This window comes from Pannonibacter sp. CBAS1226 (assembly GCF_055685825.1).
Genome location: NZ_JBVOUO010000001.1, coordinates 519,231 through 535,817, shown reverse-complemented (window position 1 = coordinate 535,817; position 16,587 = coordinate 519,231). Strand labels below are relative to the sequence as shown.

At 63.3% G+C, this 16,587-nt stretch carries 14 protein-coding genes; 5 read left to right on the top strand and 9 right to left on the bottom strand.

Annotated elements, in window-relative coordinates; genetic code table 11:
• Positions 1–334: 334 nt before the first annotated feature.
• A complete protein-coding gene (locus AC0CMF_RS02435; protein WP_050473285.1) occupies positions 335–913 on the bottom strand; it encodes a single-stranded DNA-binding protein in 579 nt (192 codons plus the stop codon).
• 823 nt (positions 914–1,736) lie between these two features.
• Between AC0CMF_RS02435 and uvrA the strand changes: the two genes are divergently transcribed.
• The 3 genes from uvrA to AC0CMF_RS02420 all read left to right on the top strand — a co-directional run bounded on the left by uvrA (position 1,737) and on the right by AC0CMF_RS02420 (position 6,155).
• Positions 1,737–4,646 carry an excinuclease ABC subunit UvrA gene (uvrA, locus tag AC0CMF_RS02430; RefSeq protein WP_457167698.1) on the top strand — a complete coding sequence of 970 codons (2,910 nt, stop codon included), beginning with the start codon at positions 1,737–1,739 and terminating at the stop codon, positions 4,644–4,646.
• Between the two features lie 705 nt (positions 4,647–5,351).
• Positions 5,352–5,501: a DUF1127 domain-containing protein gene (locus AC0CMF_RS02425; RefSeq protein ID WP_019966089.1), complete on the top strand. Its 150-nt coding sequence runs from the start codon at positions 5,352–5,354 to the stop codon at positions 5,499–5,501.
• 504 nt (positions 5,502–6,005) lie between these two features.
• Positions 6,006–6,155, top strand: a complete 150-nt coding sequence (locus AC0CMF_RS02420) for a DUF1127 domain-containing protein (RefSeq protein ID WP_019966090.1) — start codon at positions 6,006–6,008, stop codon at positions 6,153–6,155.
• 280 nt (positions 6,156–6,435) lie between these two features.
• On the opposite strand, the gene AC0CMF_RS02415 is transcribed toward AC0CMF_RS02420, so the two are convergent.
• Positions 6,436–7,086: a hypothetical protein gene (locus tag AC0CMF_RS02415; RefSeq protein ID WP_374631229.1), complete on the bottom strand. Its 651-nt coding sequence runs from the start codon at positions 7,084–7,086 to the stop codon at positions 6,436–6,438.
• A 224-nt stretch (positions 7,087–7,310) separates the two neighbouring features.
• On the opposite strand from AC0CMF_RS02415, the gene trmFO reads away from it, so the two are divergent.
• Positions 7,311–8,771, top strand: a complete 1,461-nt coding sequence (gene trmFO / locus AC0CMF_RS02410) for a methylenetetrahydrofolate--tRNA-(uracil(54)-C(5))-methyltransferase (FADH(2)-oxidizing) TrmFO (protein ID WP_374631230.1) — start codon at positions 7,311–7,313, stop codon at positions 8,769–8,771.
• 161 nt (positions 8,772–8,932) lie between these two features.
• On the opposite strand, the gene gmk is transcribed toward trmFO, so the two are convergent.
• From gmk to fabD, 7 genes are all read right to left on the bottom strand, one after another.
• Complete coding sequence (gene gmk / locus AC0CMF_RS02405; protein ID WP_186393337.1) at positions 8,933–9,658, bottom strand: guanylate kinase; 726 nt, start codon at positions 9,656–9,658, stop codon at positions 8,933–8,935.
• 3 nt (positions 9,659–9,661) lie between these two features.
• Positions 9,662–10,552 (bottom strand): YicC/YloC family endoribonuclease, encoded by an 891-nt coding sequence (locus tag AC0CMF_RS02400; protein ID WP_374631232.1) that lies wholly within the window; start codon positions 10,550–10,552, stop codon positions 9,662–9,664.
• A gap of 89 nt (positions 10,553–10,641) precedes the next feature.
• Positions 10,642–11,808 carry an endolytic transglycosylase MltG gene (gene mltG, locus AC0CMF_RS02395; protein ID WP_050473280.1) on the bottom strand — a complete coding sequence of 389 codons (1,167 nt, stop codon included), beginning with the start codon at positions 11,806–11,808 and terminating at the stop codon, positions 10,642–10,644.
• Positions 11,809–12,050: 242 nt separating this feature from the next.
• The gene (gene fabF / locus AC0CMF_RS02390; protein WP_374631234.1) at positions 12,051–13,313 is read right to left on the bottom strand and encodes a beta-ketoacyl-ACP synthase II; all 1,263 of its coding nucleotides are present in this window, start codon (positions 13,311–13,313) and stop codon (positions 12,051–12,053) included.
• 65 nt (positions 13,314–13,378) lie between these two features.
• Positions 13,379–13,615, bottom strand: coding sequence for an acyl carrier protein (locus AC0CMF_RS02385; protein ID WP_050473278.1), 237 nt, complete (start codon positions 13,613–13,615; stop codon positions 13,379–13,381).
• 249 nt (positions 13,616–13,864) lie between these two features.
• The gene (fabG, locus tag AC0CMF_RS02380) at positions 13,865–14,602 is read right to left on the bottom strand and encodes a 3-oxoacyl-[acyl-carrier-protein] reductase (protein WP_058899881.1); all 738 of its coding nucleotides are present in this window, start codon (positions 14,600–14,602) and stop codon (positions 13,865–13,867) included.
• Between the two features lie 77 nt (positions 14,603–14,679).
• Entirely contained in the window at positions 14,680–15,627 is a 948-nt protein-coding gene (gene fabD / locus AC0CMF_RS02375) for an ACP S-malonyltransferase (protein ID WP_019966099.1), read from the bottom strand.
• 524 nt (positions 15,628–16,151) lie between these two features.
• Here fabD and rpsF point away from each other — a divergent pair.
• Positions 16,152–16,583 (top strand): 30S ribosomal protein S6, encoded by a 432-nt coding sequence (gene rpsF / locus AC0CMF_RS02370; protein WP_019966100.1) that lies wholly within the window; start codon positions 16,152–16,154, stop codon positions 16,581–16,583.
• Positions 16,584–16,587 lie beyond the last annotated feature (4 nt).

The window sequence follows — 16,587 nt, the reverse complement described above, 5'->3', positions numbered from 1 at the left end:
AAATCAGATGAGGACCGGCCACTCGCCCCCGGGGCCAATCCGCTCAATGATGCCGGGGCAGTCCACAAAGCCTCGCAGGTATAAGATCTTGCCGCTGTGACCGGTGTCACAGGAACGGCGGACCGGCAGATGGAGCCCGGTTTCCGAACGTTCAGACCCTGCAGACTGTTCCGCTGGCAGAGCGCAAAGCTACCCTGCCAGCGGCAACCAGATGGTTAATGAAACCCAACCTTCACAACAGTTTGAAACGAATGCCCGGCCCCGGCGCGCCCCTGCATTTCTCTGCAAGGGCGGTCATCAGGCCCGGCCATCCGCAGGCTTCCGCAACACTCCGTCAGAACGGGATCTCGTCGTCCATGCCGCCGCCATAGCCGCCGCCTGCACCACCGGAGCCGCCAGAGCCACCGCCATAACCGCCGCCGCCACTGGAGCCGCCACCGTAACCGCTGCCGCCGCTCGAACCACCGCCATAGCCGCCGCCACCGCTGGAGCCGCCTTCATAGCCGCCGCCTGAGCCGTAATCCGGCAGTGCGCCACCACCGCCGCCGCCGCCGCCTTCACCGCGCCCGTCCAGCATGGTCAGTGCCGAGTTGAAGCCCTGCAGCACCACTTCGGTGGAGAAGCGCTCCTGGCCGCTCTGGTCCTGCCATTTGCGGGTCTGCAGCTGCCCTTCGATGTAAACCTTCGCGCCCTTGCGAAGATATTGCTCGGCAATCTTGCAAAGGCCTTCATTGAAGATCACCACCCGGTGCCATTCGGTGCGCTCGCGCCGCTCCCCCGACCCGCGGTCCCGCCACGTCTCGGACGTGGCAATGCGCAAATTGGCGATGGGACGGCCATCCTGCGTGCGGCGGATCTCGGGATCCGCCCCCAGATTGCCAACCAGAATGACCTTGTTCACGCTACCCGCCATACCAGTGGCTCCTGCTTTTGTCTGTCGTTTGTCGTCCAATCCCGGCACGGGCACAGCCCAAGGCCGGCGCCGCCCTGCGCCTGCCCGCTGCTCACAAGAACAGCCTGGAAACACGCCCCTTCCGGCCCGGAAGCCAGATCAGGCGCCCTTCTGGACGGCAGCAGAAACCGGTTGATCGGGCGACCCTAACGCCTCTTCGCCCCTCATGCGAACCATTCTGCCCGGCTGCGCCGCGTTGTCCACAAACCTGGCCGCTTTCAAGCCGCTGCAGGCATAGATTGTTCTTTTTTTGTTCCTATCGTCAAGAGCCATTTGCCTGCCTTGGCGGAAAAGGCCCAGCCCCGCCGGAAAAGAGGCACGACAGCAGTTTTTCGCGGAGATGCGGCTTGCTTCAGATTTTTGTTCCTGTTACGTTCCTTACGAAATGTGATCCGGCAGACCCGCAAAAACGTAGGCCAAGCCGCAGATTGTCAAAGGCCCGCCCTTGAAGATGCGAAGGAAGGACCGCAGATGAGACAGACGGAACATTCCGGACAGACGGGTCCGTCCTTGCCGGTCAAGCACGAACCATCGCCGCAGCTCAGGCTTTTCTCAGGCTGATTTTTTCACGAGCCTTCCATCGCGCCTGACCGGAACAGGCCAGGACATTCTCACCCGCACAGCATTTTGCCAGTTGAGGCCTGTTGTGCGGCGCTTATAACTGCTGCCAGTTTTCATGCCCGCGCCGGGCAAGTTCAGGACGATACCGATGGCCAAGGATGCCGCCGCCGAACCGCAGAGCAAGGAACAGGGATCTGCCCTGACGGGCCTCAGCCGTGACAAGATGATTTCCATCCGCGGCGCGCGCGAGCACAATCTCAAGAACGTTGATCTGGACCTGCCGCGCGACAAGCTGATCGTGATGACGGGCCTGTCCGGGTCGGGCAAGTCGTCTCTCGCCTTCGACACGATCTATGCGGAAGGCCAGCGCCGCTATGTCGAAAGCCTCTCGGCCTATGCCCGCCAGTTTCTGGAGATGATGCAGAAGCCGGATGTGGATCAGATCGACGGCCTGTCTCCCGCCATCTCGATCGAACAGAAAACCACCTCGCGCAACCCGCGCTCGACGGTGGGCACGGTCACCGAGATCTATGACTACATGCGCCTGCTGTTTGCGCGCGTGGGCACCCCCTACTCGCCGGCGACGGGTTTGCCGATCGAGAGCCAGACCGTCAGCCAGATGGTCGACAGGGTCATGTCGCTGGAGGAAGGCACCCGGCTTTACCTGCTGGCTCCGGTGGTGCGCGGGCGCAAGGGCGAGTACCGCAAGGAACTGGCCGAGCTGATGAAAAAGGGCTTCCAGCGGGTCAAGATCAACGGCGAGTTTCATGAGATTTCCGAGGCCCCGGCCCTCGACAAGAAGTTCAAGCATGACATCGATGTGGTGGTGGACCGCATCGTCGTGCGCGAGGACATTGCAGGCCGTCTTGCAGACTCCTTTGAAACGGCGTTGAAGCTGGCCGATGGCATTGCCATTGCCGAATTTGCGGACAAGCCGCTGGAGATCGCCACCGGCAAGGATGCGGTGCTGCAGAACCGCAATGAAACCCATGAGCGGATCATCTTCTCGGAGAAATTCGCCTGCCCGGTGTCCGGCTTCACCATCCCCGAGATCGAGCCCCGCCTCTTCTCCTTCAACAATCCCTTCGGCGCGTGCCCGTCCTGTGACGGCCTCGGCACGACGCTGGCCTTCGAGGCGGACCTGGTGGTGCCCGATCAGAGCCTGTCGCTGCGCGAGGGCGCGGTGCTGCCCTGGGCCAAGACCGGCTCGACCTCACCCTATTATGCCCAGACTCTGGAAGCCATCTGCCGGCATTTCAAGGTGTCCATGGCAACGCCCTGGCGCGAGCTGCCGGATGACGTGCGCCATGCGGTGCTGTACGGCACCGGCAAGACCGAGCTTGAGTTCGTCTATGACGACGGTGTGCGCAGCTACCGCGCAAAGAAGACCTTCGAAGGCGTTCTGGGCAATATCGAGCGGCGCTGGCGCGAAACGGATTCGGCCTGGGTCCGTGAAGAGCTGGAGCGTTTCCAGTCCAACCACCCCTGCCCGGCCTGTAACGGCTACCGCCTGAAGCCCGAGGCGCTCGCCGTCAAGATTGGCGGCAAGCACATCGGCCACGCGGCGGACATGTCGATCCGCGATGCCGGGGCCTGGTTCAACGGGCTGGATGACGCGCTGAACGGCAAGCAGCAGGAAATTGCCGCAAGGATTCTCAAGGAAATCCGCGAGCGGCTGAAATTCCTCAATGATGTGGGGCTGGAGTATCTGTCGCTGTCGCGCAATTCCGGCACGCTGTCGGGCGGCGAAAGCCAGCGGATCCGTCTGGCCTCGCAGATCGGCTCCGGCCTGACGGGCGTTCTTTATGTGCTGGACGAGCCGTCGATCGGCCTGCATCAGCGCGACAACGCAAGGCTTCTCGACACGCTGCGCCACCTGCGCGATCTCGGCAACACCGTGATCGTCGTGGAGCATGACGAGGATGCGGTGCTGACGGCCGATTATGTGGTGGATGTGGGGCCGGGCGCAGGCGTCCACGGCGGCCAGATCGTTGCGAAGGGCACGCCGGCGCAGATCATGGCAGACCCGAATTCGCTCACAGGGCAATATCTGAGCGGGACGCGCGGCATCGCCTTGCCCGCAGAGCGGCGCAAGATCAACAAGAAGCGCCAGATCAAGGTCATCGGCGCGCGCGGCAACAATCTGAAGAATGTCACGGCGGAAATTCCGCTTGGCACCTTCACCTGCATCACCGGCGTCTCGGGGGGCGGCAAGTCCACCTTCCTCATCGACACCCTGTTCCGGTCGGCCGCACGGCGGCTCAACGGCGCACGCGAGAACCCTGCCCCGCATGACCGGATCGAGGGGCTGGAGCATCTCGACAAGGTGATCGACATCGACCAGTCGCCCATCGGCCGGACCCCGCGCTCCAATCCTGCGACCTACACGGGGGCCTTCACGCCGATTCGGGAATGGTTCGCCAGCATGCCGGAATCAAAGGCGCGCGGCTATCAGCCCGGACGCTTCTCCTTCAACGTCAAGGGCGGCCGCTGCGAAGCCTGCCAGGGCGATGGCGTCATCAAGATCGAGATGCACTTCCTGCCCGACATCTATGTCACCTGCGATGTCTGCAAGGGCAAGCGCTACAACCGTGAAACGCTTGAGGTGCAGTTCAAGGGCAAGTCGATCGCCGATGTGCTCGACATGACCGTTGAAGAGGCGGCAGGCTTCTTCTCGGCCGTTCCGGCGGTGCGGGAAAAGATGGAAACCCTGGCGCGGGTGGGGCTCGGCTATATCAAGGTGGGCCAGCAGGCGACGACGCTCTCCGGCGGTGAGGCACAGCGTGTGAAGCTGGCCAAGGAACTGTCACGCCGGTCCACCGGCCGCACACTCTATATCCTCGACGAACCGACGACCGGCCTGCATTTCCATGATGTGGCCAAGCTGCTGGAAGTGCTGCACGAGCTGGTCGAGCAGGGCAATTCGGTGCTGGTGATCGAGCATAATCTCGAGGTCATCAAGACAGCGGACTGGCTGATCGACTTCGGTCCTGAGGGCGGCGATGGCGGCGGCACGGTAGTGGCCGAAGGCCGTCCGGAGGATGTGGCCGCGAATCCCGCAAGCCATACCGGGCAGTTCCTCAAGGAGCTGCTGGAGCGACGCCCGCAGAAGCGGACAGCCGCTGCCGAGTGACAAGGAAAGGGCGCCTCTGATCGGGTGCCCCGCCCTCTCCGGGAGCGGACGCCGGAGGCTGAGGACGCACAGACGCGCCGCATATCGGCCGCTGGCCGCCTTGAGCGAAGCGGAGATCCGGGGACGGCTCGCAGCGGGAGTTCTCCCGGGGGACCGGCATGACGGGCGGTATAGGCGTGAGGCCTGCCGGGTGCCGGTTCGGGCTGTTTTCAGCAGTTTTCAGCAGTTTCCGGCATCTCTTCCGCGAGCAAGCAGACTGACCCGCGGGCCGCAGCGGCGGCCCACGAGGGCTTCAAGGCCGCAGATCCGTGTCTATGAATCCCTTGTGGCAGCTTCCAAAGTATGGCTCACGCCATGCACCCGGCGCATGTGGCAAGCGCGAATCCGGCTATCGCTGCATTGCAACACAAGTCTTGCAGCACCACGCAATCGGGACACAACCGGAGGCCTCCTGCATATTTCCTGCTGCAGCGCGAATTTCTGCGTTTTTATCGGTTTAAATTCCCTTCACCTCGCCTGATGACCGCTCATCATCGTTTGTTTTTCCGCTTTGCATAATTCGCATGACTGACATGCCAAACTTCCACTTCTCGCAAATGCGAAAACGGACTATCTCTTGGACATCGGAACGGCGCTGCACCGCACAATAGCCAAACCGGCCGCGGGCCGACAGCTGACGCTCCAGACGGTTCAAGGAACACGAAAATGATCGACACTGTTGTTCGCAAGTACAATTCCTGGGTCAACTACCGCCGCACGGTGGACGAGCTGTCCCGTCTGTCCAATCGCGAACTCAGCGACCTGGGCATTGGCCGCGGCGATATCCGCTTCATCGCACGCCGCGCCAGCATGTAATCGAGATCGCGGTCACAGGCTCTCCTCCTCCCAAGCCTTGTGACTGTGTGCCGGCGGGGTTCTTCTCCTCCCAAACCCTGCCTGCTGAAACAGCGCCCGCCAGTACCTCCTCCCACTGGCGGGCGTTCGTTTGTCTGACGTTCGATACGTCTTTCAAATCAAATCGCTAGACCTTATGTCAGGCTGCCGCAGATTTGCCGGCGGCCTTTTTGCTGTCCGCCCAGCCCTCCCCTTCGCTCACCGTTATCCCTTCCGGCAAAGCAACTCTACGGCAGGTGCGCGGCCCTGATTCCGCCCTGCGGCGGAGGGCTTCGCCACAATCCGGCCACATGCCCTTCACCTGTGCAGATGCACATTAATCATGCATTGCATTGCCTGCAGGGCAGGCATGTTGAAGCCCCCATAGCTGAAACCGGCGAACAGGCATAGATAAGGGTCACAAGATGCAACGCCAACAAGAGCGCTGCCACAGCTTCAAAGACAAAGCAAAGAACGGATAAAATCATGCTGCACGACATCGTCTCGAAGTATCGCTCGTGGAAGAAGTACCGCGCCACCTATGAAGAGCTGGCCCGCATGTCCTCGCGTGAGCTGAGCGACATCGGCATCTCCCGCGCGGACATCGCCTCCGTCGCCCGCGGGGCCATGCGCTAAGACGCAGCCCCAGCCCTGTTTTCGCTGCTCTGCAGCATAAGCAGGCCAGCCATGCAGAATTGTGCATGGCGGTATCGCCCGGCCCGCGGTACAACATACTCAACAACGGGGCGCCAAGCGGTGCCTCAGCTCTCCCGGACCAAAGGATTCCTCCTCCCACCTGCGGTCCGGAACAAGCCGGTTCTCCTCCTCCCGAACCGGCTCTGGAAAGAGCGCTCGCCGAACTCCTCCTCCCATCGGCGAGCGCTTTTCTCGTTTTAAGCACCCCTTCAAATTTTCATCACCAGGCACCTGCTGCGGCAAACCAGCTTTCGAGCGGCTGCACCACAGGCGGCTCCGCATTGGCGCGCACCCAGCTGTCGATGGCATAGGCCTGACCGCCCGCATTCTCCCGCAGAACCGCCGTGGCATGCGGATAGCGCCCGTCCAGCAGGAAGCCGCGCGCCACGGGCGATGCGACACGATGATGGCGCAACATCCCCGCGCGTTCTGCATAAAGAAGCAGGCTGGTGGTGTTGCTGGCCTCGTCGATACAATCCATCTGACCCGGCACACCGGCATTGCGCATGTCGAGACCGCCAATATCCGGCGCGGTTCCAAGCGCTGCCGTCACGCGTGCCTCCTGCCACTGGACGGCCCTGGACACGGCCCTGCGCTCTGCCGCAGGCGATTCCTTGCCTGAGGCGAGAATCGATGCAAGCTTCCGCTTGTCCGCGCCGGAAAAATCCACCGGCGCCTTGTAGGTGCAGCCGAAGCCGTGACAGATGTAGAGCCTGTCCTCCCTGGGAAGCAGCGCTTTGCGGTCGCGGTACCAGGTCTCCGGCCCCAGCTCCGCCTGCGCCGCGCAGCCCGCCAGCATCGCGACTGCCAGCAGCATCTGAAGGGCGCGTCCTGCCTTGCTGAGGCGCAGGTGCCTTGCCTTGGTCTGCATGTGCCGCCTTCCCTTTAAGCCGGAGCGCTGCCCGTCCGCGCCAGTCTCCGGACCTCTCTCTGCCCAGCCTACGGCAAATGCACCTGTCCCGCCAAACGCCAGACCGCCCCGGCTCAGGTTCAACGGCGGCTTTCCGTTGCATCGCCCCGGTCATGCGGGTATCAGGGGCTTGAGATGCAGGACCGCAGCGCGGACTGGCGCCGCAGGACCGGCCGCCGGGACATATGTCCGGTCCAGCCCCTTTTCAGCACAAGCACAGGCAGAGCCACGTGACGAAACCCATTCATGTGATCGGCGGCGGTCTCGCCGGTTCGGAAGCAAGCTGGCAGATCGCCCGCGCCGGCGTTCCGGTTGTTCTTCATGAAATGCGCCCGGTGCGGGCAACGGATGCCCACAAGACGGACGGGCTGGCCGAGTTGGTCTGTTCCAACTCCTTCCGCTCCGACGATGCGGATTACAATGCCGTCGGCCTGCTGCACTGGGAGCTGCGTCAGGCAGGCTCGCTGATCATGCAGGCGGCCGATGCCCATCAGGTGCCCGCCGGCAGCGCGCTGGCGGTGGACCGGGACGGTTTTTCGGAAGCGGTGACTCAGATGCTCACCTCGCACCCGCTGATCACCATCGAGCGCGGCGAGCTGACCAGCCTGCCGCCGGAGGACTGGGACAATGTGATCATTGCCACCGGCCCCCTCACCTCTCCGGCTCTGTCGGAAGCGATCCTGGCGCGCACGGGTGAGGATTCGCTCGCCTTCTTCGACGCCATTGCCCCGATCGTGCATTTTGATTCCATCAACATGGATGTGGCCTGGTTCCAGTCCCGCTATGACAAGGTGGGTCCGGGCGGCACGGGCAAGGATTACATCAACTGCCCTCTGGACAAGGCCCAGTACGAGGCCTTCATCGATGCGCTGATCGCAGGCGAGAAGACCGAATTCAAGGAATGGGAGGCCAACACCCCCTATTTCGACGGCTGCCTGCCCATCGAGGTGATGGCGGAGCGTGGCCGCGAAACCCTGCGCCACGGGCCGATGAAGCCGATGGGCCTCACCAACGCCCATAACCCGACCGTCAAGGCCTATGGCGTGGTGCAGCTGCGCCAGGACAATGCGCTCGGCACGCTCTACAACATGGTCGGCTTCCAGACGAAGCTGAAATATGGCGCACAGGCCGAGATCTTCCGCATGATCCCGGGGCTGGAGAATGCCGTCTTTGCCCGTCTCGGCGGCTTGCACCGCAACACCTTCCTCAATTCACCGAAGCTGCTCGATGGCACGCTGCGGCTGAAGGCCGATCCGCGCCTGCGCTTTGCCGGGCAGATCACCGGCTGCGAAGGCTATGTGGAATCGGCCTCCGTCGGCTGCATGGCCGGGCTGTTTGCCGCTGCGGCCGCCCAAGGGCGCGAGCTGACGCCGCCGCCCGCCACCACGGCCATGGGCGCGCTGCTGGCGCATATCACCGGCGGCCACCTTGTGCATGAGGAAGAAGGCGCGCCGCGCTCATTCCAGCCGATGAATGTCAATTTCGGCCTGTTCCCGCCGGTGGAAGCCCCGAACAAGGGCGAAGACGGCAAGCGCCTGCGCGGGGCGGAAAAGGCCAAGGCCCGCAAGCTCGCCATGACCCAACGGGCCCGCAGCGATTTCGGCGGCTGGGTGCAAGAAATCAGTCTTCCGCAGATGGCGGGCTGAGTGTGGCAGGTTGAAGACGCCTTTGGCAGGGCGGGCTCCTTGCGCCGCTGACAGGGCCCGGTACAAGGCCGGGACAGCGCGGAGGAAAGTCATTTCATTTCTTTCAAAACAAACAGGGCTCCGCATGCGGAGCCCTGTTTCGTTTCAAATGAAGGAAAAAATCAGCCTTCGGCATCGCTCGCACCGGCCTCGCCCAGCTCGCGGCGCAGGTCGTCCACCATGCCGTCGATGAAGGGGCCGATGGCGGCGGAGCGGGAGCGGCGGTGGCGCTCGGCGCGCAGGATGGACTGAACCGCTAGGAACGCGCGGCTGAGATCGTCATTGACGACCACATAGTCATATTCGCTCCAGTGGCGCATCTCGCCGACAGCAGTCTTTAGCCGTCTCAGGATCACGTCATCGGCATCTTCCGCACGCCGGTGCAGGCGGGATTTCATCTCGGCAATGGACGGCGGCAGGATGAAGATCGACACCACATCCTCACGCATCCGCTCATAAAGCTGGAAGGTGCCCTGGATATCGATGTCGAACAGCACGTCCCGGCCGCTGCGCAGCGCCTGCTCCACCGGATCGCGCGGCGTGCCGTAGTAATTGCCATGCACCTCGGCCCATTCCAGCAGCTCTTCCCGGTCGCGCATCAACTCGAACTTTTCGCGGGAAATGAAATGGTAGTGCACGCCGTCAATCTCGCTAGTGCGGCGCGGGCGCGTCGTCACGGAGATGGACAGGGACAGGCTTGTCTCCTGCCCCAGCAGGTTGCGGGCAATCGTCGATTTGCCCGCGCCCGAAGGCGAGGACAGAACGAGCATGAGGCCGCGGCGGTGTGCCTCGGCCTCATCGGCGGTAACGGATGTCCCGGCGGGACGGGCGGACTTGCTGCCGGCCATTGATCACTCCAGATTCTGGATCTGCTCACGCATCTGGTCGATGACGGATTTCAGCTCAAGGCCGATGGCCGTCAGCGCCACGTCATTGGATTTCGAGCAGAGCGTATTCGCTTCCCGGTTAAATTCCTGTGCGAGGAAATCGAGCTTGCGGCCCACAGGCCCGCCATCGGCCAGAAGCTTGCGGGCGGCAGCCACATGGGCGGCCAGCCGGTCCAGTTCCTCGCGTATGTCGGCACGGGTCGCCAGCAGCACCGCCTCCTGGTGCAGCCGCTGCGGATCCAGCGCGGGCGCAGCCTCCAGCAAGGCCGAAACCTGTGCGGCAAGCCTGTCGCGAATGGCCTCTACCGTGCGCGCCGGATGCCTTTCGGCTGCATCCGTTGCTGCGGCAATGGCGGCCAGCTGGCCGTCCAGCACGGCGCCGATGGCCGCACCTTCCGCCTTGCGCATGGCGGCAAGCGCCTTCAGCGCCTCATCGAAGGACGCGGCGAGCGCTGCAATCAAAGCCGCACGGGCCTCTTCGTCTTCCTCCGGCTCGCGCAGTTCCAGCACGCCCTTGTGGGCGAGGATGCCATCAAGGCTCGGCGGCACAGCTTCGGGCAGGCGCCGCTTCAACAGCTGCACCGCATGCAGAACGGCTTCGAGCGCTGCCTCGTTGATGGTGAGAACTGCATCGCCCTGGTCCCGCTGCAGCGACAGGGAGATGGAGACATTGCCTCTGGCCAGAGCCTTGCCGCAGCGCTCGCGCAGTTGCGCTTCCAGATCTTCCATGCCCGGCGGCAGCCGGAAGCGCAGATCAAGGCTCTTGCCATTGACGGAGCGCAGCTCCCAGTGCCAGCGCACCGCGCCATGAGATCCTTCAACCCGGGCAAAGCCGGTCATGCTGGACAAAGCCATGTCCTGATCCTTCCCCCCGGAACCGGTTCAGGAGACAGACGCCGGGCCGCAAGCACAAGCTGCGGGCCCGCCGTCTGTCTCCTGCCGGTTCAGTTCTGTGTTGCCGGAGCAGCCTCTTCCGGCGCGGGCGCCTCGGGAGCGGCCTCGCTAGCGGCGGCACCGTTGCCACCGGCCTGCTGTGCCCGGCGGGCGCGCTCGATCTCGCGCCACTTGCGCACATTGGCCTGATGCTGCTCGTAAGTTTCAGCAAAGACATGGCCACCCGTGCCATCGGCAACGAAATAGAGATCCTTCGTCCGCGACGGGTTGGACACCGCTTCCATGGCCGCACGGCCCGGATTGCCGATCGGCCCCGGCGGCAGCGCACGGATCTGATAGGTGTTATATTCGGTCTTCTTGTCGAGATCGGCGCGGGTGATGGCACTGCGGTCGGTGGTCCACGCGTCGCCGCCATAAAGCCCGTAGAGAATGGTCGGGTCAGACTGCAGCGGCATCGACTTGTTCAGCCGGTTGACGAAGACACCGGCAACGCGCGGGCGCTCATCGGCGCGAGCGGTTTCCTTCTCGACGATCGACGCCAGAATGACCAGCTCTTCGGGCGTCTGCACCGGCAGGCCTTCAACCCTGCGCGCCCAGATTTCCGCCAGAAGCTTGGTCTGCGCCGCCTGCATCTGGTTGAGGATCTGCTGACGCGAGGCACCGCGCGTGAATGTGTAGGTCTCAGGCAGCAGCGCCCCTTCCGGCGGGATGTCCGTGATCTCGCCGGTGAGAATCTCGTTCTCGCGCAGACGCCGGATCACCTGCGCCGTCGACCAGCCCTCGGGGATGGTGACGGAATAGACCACCGCCTTGCCCTCCACCAGGTCCGTCATCACGTCGCGCATGCTGGAGCCGGCCTTGAACTCGTATTCACCGGCCTTCAGCCGGGCCGCATTCTTGTAGGCCCGCACACCCAGGTTGAACACCAGACCATCGGTGATCACTCCGTTGCGCTCGAGGATGTCGGCGATCCCGCCCAGGCCCTGACCGGAGGAAATGATCACGGTCTTGTCTTCCGTCAGAGGACCAGCGGCATCGAATTCCTGCTTGCCCCAGTAGATGCCTGCACCAATGGCAAGAATCAGGATGACGGCGCTGGAAAGCACCAGATTGATCAGGATGACAATGGGATTGCGCGCATGGCGCGACCGCTGAGGCGGTTCTGGCGCCCGGTCGGGCTGGATGGCCTCGCGTGGGCTCTTTGGCTTGACACGCATGGTCGCTCGCTCCTTCGGATCCTGCCGCCCCCGGCGCCCCGCAAAGAGGGCCCGCAGCAGATTGTCAAGGGTGTGAGGGAGACCCGCACGGCACGGCCGTCAGCCCCTCCCCTCTCGTTCAACTGCGGCCAGATGGCCGGAAGCACTCCGGCCCGGTTCTGTGACACCGCCCGGCTCCGCCGCAGATCAAGGGATTAACCTTGTCAATGCGGCGAAACGAGGAAATCGTGACGGGAGGGCTGTCAGCCCTCGACGCGCCGCAGGATCAGCGAAGCATTGGTGCCGCCAAAGCCGAAGGAATTCGACAGGGCAACATCGATCTGCTTCTTGCGCGGCTGATGCGGCACCAGATCGATCCGGCTCTCGACGGACGGATTGTCGAGGTTGATCGTCGGCGGCGCAATGTTGTCGCGGATGGCGAGGACAGAGAAGATCGCCTCGACCGCACCGGCAGCACCCAGAAGGTGGCCGATGGAGGATTTGGTGGAGGACATGGAGATCTTGTCCGCCGCATCACCCACCAGACGCTCGACAGCGCCCAGCTCGATGGTGTCAGCCATCGTCGAGGTGCCGTGGGCGTTGATGTAGTCGATATCGGCTGCCGTAATGCCGGCACGCTTCATCGCTGCGCTCATGCAGCGGTAAGCGCCGTCACCATCTTCGGACGGAGCCGTGATGTGATAGGCATCGCCCGACAGGCCATAGCCGATAACTTCGGCATAGATGGTCGCGCCGCGGCGCTTGGCGTGCTCATATTCTTCAAGCACGACAACACCGGCGCCCTCGCCCATGACGAAGCCGTCACGGTCCTTGTCGTAGGGGCGCGAGGCCTTTTCGGGCGTGTCGTTGTAGATGGTCGACAGCGCGCGGCAGGCGGCAAAGCCAGCCAGAGCAAGACGGCAGACCGGAGATTCGGTGCCACCAGCCACCATGACATCGGCATCATCAAGCGCGATGAGGCGGGCCGCGTCACCGATCGCATGCGCGCCGGTGGAACAGGCCGTCACGACGGCATGGTTCGGCCCCTTGAGGCCGTGGCGGATGGAAACCTGACCGCCGGCCAGGTTGATCAGACGGCCGGGAATGAAGAACGGGCTGAGGCGGCGCGGCCCCTTGTCCCGCAGCACATGGGCTGCTTCCTCGATGCCCTGCAGGCCGCCGATGCCGGAGCCGATCAGCACGCCGGAGCGGATCTGCTCCTCGTACGTCACGGGCTTCCAGTTTGCATCGGCGAGCGCCTGGTCGGCAGCAGCCATGGCATAAACGATGAAATCGTCGACCTTGCGCTGCTCCTTGGGGTCCATCCAGTCGTCGGGATTGAAGGCCCCTTCGACTGACGGATCGCGCGGGATCTGACAGGCAATTTTACAGGCGAGATCCTCGACTTCGAAGTTGCTGACGCGCTGCGCAGCACTCTTGCCCTCAAGGATCTTCTTCCACGTCACGTCAACGCCGCTACCATGCGGCGTCACCATGCCCATACCGGTAATAACTACTCGTCTCATCAGCCCGCACATGTTTCGGGTGGAAGCGTCGCCGCTTCCCCCCACAGGTCACGAATAACCGGAGATTAACCGGCGTTCTTTTCGAGGAACTTGACCGCGTCGCCGACGGTCAGGATCGTCTCGGCTGCATCGTCGGGGATCTCGACGCCGAATTCTTCTTCGAAGGCCATCACCAGCTCGACGGTGTCAAGGCTGTCCGCGCCGAGGTCGTCGATGAAGCTTGCAGCTTCGACGACCTTGTCGGCGTCGACGCCCAGGTGCTCGATAACGATCTTCTTAACTCGTTCCGCGATATCGCTCATTTTATTTACCTCGGTGGTTTTTACGAACCGGACACACGCTGCAGGATGAACCGGACCTCAGTCTTCGCACAGCCTGCTTACGGGCGCTACCCGGACAAGAGCAACGGAAGGCCCATGAAATCAAGCCATTCCGTCAGTCTTTCCAGAATAATCGGCGGCTAGGTATCACACTTTATCAGGCTTGACCAGCCGCCGCCCCTGGAGTGGACCCGTGTTTTCCGCCAATGGCGTAAAACACGGATTCCAAAGTCAAATCATGGCCATGCCGCCATTCACATGCAGCGTCTGGCCGGTCATGTAGGCTGCCTCGTCGCTGGCAAGATACACAGCTGCACCGGCAATTTCCGCAGCCGTGCCCAGACGGCCTGCCGGAACCGATCCGAGAATCGATTCCTTCTGCTTGTCGTTCAGCACGTCCGTCATCGCGGTTTCGATGAAACCGGGCGCGATCGTGTTGACCGTGACATTGCGGCTGGCGATCTCGCGGGCGATGGACTTGTACATGCCGATCATGCCGGCCTTAGCCGCTGCATAATTGGCCTGGCCCGGGTTGCCGGTGACGCCGACCACGGAGGCAATGCCGATGATGCGGCCATGGCGGCGCTTCATCATGCCCTTGATCGCCGAACGGCAGATGTGGAAGTTGGAGGTGAGGTTCACTTCCAGCACCTGATCCCACTCTTCATCCTTCATGCGCATGAAGATGTTGTCGCGGGTGATGCCGGCGTTGTTCACCAGAATGTCGATCTGGCCCATGGCCGCTTCCGCTGCCGGAACCAGCGCTTCCACGGCGGCGCGGTCGGAAAGGTTTGCGGGGACGACATGCACCCGCTCCTTCAGATCGGCGGCCAGCGCCTCCAGCTTTTCAGCGCGCGTGCCGGACAGGGTCACGGTGGCGCCCTGTGCGTGCAGCGCGCGGGCAATGGCCTCGCCGATGCCGCCGGTGGCACCGGTGACGAGAGCCGTCCTGTTGGTCAAGCTGAACATCGTGATGTTTCCTTCCAGTTTCCTGTCAGCGGTGCGGCCCGGCCAAAGGCCACGGCAGCACCGCATATGATCCGCTGTCAGCCGTTCAGGCGCTCCAGCACGGCATCCACATCGCCCGGCGTGTTGACGGCAAGGCCGCCCGCATCCTTGGCAATGCGCTTGATCATGCCGGTCAGAACCTTGCCTGCGCCGATCTCGACGAAAGTATCAATCCCCTCGCCCGCAAGCCACTCGATGGATTCGCGCCAGCGCACGGTGCCGGTGACCTGCTCCACCAGACGGTTGCGGATTTCCGCCGGATCCGTCACCGGGCGCGCCAGCACATTGGCAACCAGCGGCACCTTCGGCGCATGAATGGTCACGCCCGCCAGCGCTTCAGCCATGGCATCGGCAGCGGGCTGCATCAGCGAGCAATGGAAGGGCGCGGACACCGGCAGAAGCACGGCGCGGCGCCCGCCCTTGGTCTTGGCAATTTCAAGCGCCCGCTCCACGGCCGCCTTGTGGCCGGAGACCACAACCTGCCCCGGAGCATTGTCATTAGCCGCTTCACAGACCTCGCCCGGAGCGCTGGCTTCCGCCGCAACTTCACGGGCAACGTCGAAATCAAGGCCGAGCAGCGCCGCCATGGCGCCAACACCCACCGGCACAGCCGCCTGCATGGACTGGCCGCGCAGGCGCAGCAGACGGGCCGCATCACCGATGGACAGGCTCCCGGCAGCCGCAAGAGCGGAATATTCGCCGAGCGAATGACCGGCGACATAAGACGCAGAGGCCTTGAGGTCGATGCCGCGCGCTTCCATCACGCGCAGCGCCGCAAGGCTGACGGCCATCAGCGCGGGCTGGGCATTGGCCGTGAGGGTCAGCTGATCCTCGGGGCCATTCCACATGAGTTCGGAGAGCTTCTCGCCGAGCGCCTCATCCACTTCTGCAAAGACGGCACGTGCCTCGGCGGAGCCTTCCGCCAGTTCCTTGCCCATGCCCACGGCCTGGCTGCCCTGACCGGGGAAAATGAATGCAACGCCCATAATGCGCGGCCTCCGTCGCTTGGCACCGGCTCTGGAGCGGCCGGCTGTTCTCAACTCATGATGCAAGGGACCGGGAAGACAGACGGGCGGAGAAACCCGCCATTCGATATGTCCCCGCCGCCCTCTTGCGGCAAAATGATCCGCCGCTATGGTCTGGCAGACAGGGCCATGTCAAGAGCATATGCCCCCCGCACCGCAGCGAAAGCGGCCAAAGTCCGTGGGAAACTGCTGGCGGCATGGGGCTGAAACGCTGACGAGAGGCCAGCCGGCGCCCTGCTCCGCTCCGTTCGCCGGCTGTGATTTGATGCAGTCTGCGCTTGCATTTGCGGGCGCCTTCTATATACAGCGCCACTATCCGGAACCTTGGCTGGTGGCTGAACGGAAGGATGCGCAAGCATCAGGGGCGTCAAACTCCCGTCTTCCCGTGTCTCCGCTCTCGTAGGACTTTACGTACCTTTCCGTAGGCACGTTGAGGCTTTGCGCCAGGTTTTCCCGGATAGACGCTAGAGAAAGGCAAGACACACATGCCGCTTTATGAGCACGTGTTCCTGGCGCGCCAGGACATCTCGACCCAGCAGGTCGAGCAACTCGTTGAACAGTACAAGGGTCTGATCGAAGCCAACGGTGGCAAGGTCGGCAAGATCGAGAACTGGGGCCTGCGCGCGCTGGCTTACCGGGTCAAGAAGAACCGCAAGGCCCATTACACCCTGATGAACATCGAAGCTCCGCATGCCGCGGTTGCCGAAATGGAGCGTCAGATGGGCATCAACGAAGACATCCTTCGTTTCATGACCCTGAAGGTCGAATCCCACGATGACGAGCCGTCTGCCATGATGCAGAAGCGCGACCGTGATGACCGCCGCCGCCGCGACGACAAGTTCGGCAGCGACCGCCCGGCCCGTGAGCCCCGTGGTGAGCGGAGCGAACGCGCTCCCCGCCGTGCAGAAGCGGAGTAATTGA

Excerpts from the sequence above, each read along its gene's own strand:
- gmk (WP_186393337.1), bottom strand. The coding sequence starts at position 9,658 with ATGGCCGGCAGCAAGTCCGCCCGTCCCGCCGGGACATCCGTTACCGCC.
- AC0CMF_RS02400 (WP_374631232.1), bottom strand. The coding sequence starts at position 10,552 with ATGGCTTTGTCCAGCATGACCGGCTTTGCCCGGGTTGAAGGATCTCAT.
- AC0CMF_RS02415 (WP_374631229.1), bottom strand. The coding sequence starts at position 7,086 with ATGCAGACCAAGGCAAGGCACCTGCGCCTCAGCAAGGCAGGACGCGCC.
- rpsF (WP_019966100.1), top strand. The coding sequence starts at position 16,152 with ATGCCGCTTTATGAGCACGTGTTCCTGGCGCGCCAGGACATCTCGACC.
- trmFO (WP_374631230.1), top strand. The coding sequence starts at position 7,311 with ATGTCCGGTCCAGCCCCTTTTCAGCACAAGCACAGGCAGAGCCACGTG.
- AC0CMF_RS02385 (WP_050473278.1), bottom strand. The coding sequence starts at position 13,615 with ATGAGCGATATCGCGGAACGAGTTAAGAAGATCGTTATCGAGCACCTG.
- mltG (WP_050473280.1), bottom strand. The coding sequence starts at position 11,808 with ATGCGTGTCAAGCCAAAGAGCCCACGCGAGGCCATCCAGCCCGACCGG.
- AC0CMF_RS02425 (WP_019966089.1), top strand. The coding sequence starts at position 5,352 with ATGATCGACACTGTTGTTCGCAAGTACAATTCCTGGGTCAACTACCGC.
- fabG (WP_058899881.1), bottom strand. The coding sequence starts at position 14,602 with ATGTTCAGCTTGACCAACAGGACGGCTCTCGTCACCGGTGCCACCGGC.
- uvrA (WP_457167698.1), top strand. The coding sequence starts at position 1,737 with ATGATTTCCATCCGCGGCGCGCGCGAGCACAATCTCAAGAACGTTGAT.
- AC0CMF_RS02435 (WP_050473285.1), bottom strand. The coding sequence starts at position 913 with ATGGCGGGTAGCGTGAACAAGGTCATTCTGGTTGGCAATCTGGGGGCG.
- AC0CMF_RS02420 (WP_019966090.1), top strand. The coding sequence starts at position 6,006 with ATGCTGCACGACATCGTCTCGAAGTATCGCTCGTGGAAGAAGTACCGC.
- fabD (WP_019966099.1), bottom strand. The coding sequence starts at position 15,627 with ATGGGCGTTGCATTCATTTTCCCCGGTCAGGGCAGCCAGGCCGTGGGC.
- fabF (WP_374631234.1), bottom strand. The coding sequence starts at position 13,313 with ATGAGACGAGTAGTTATTACCGGTATGGGCATGGTGACGCCGCATGGT.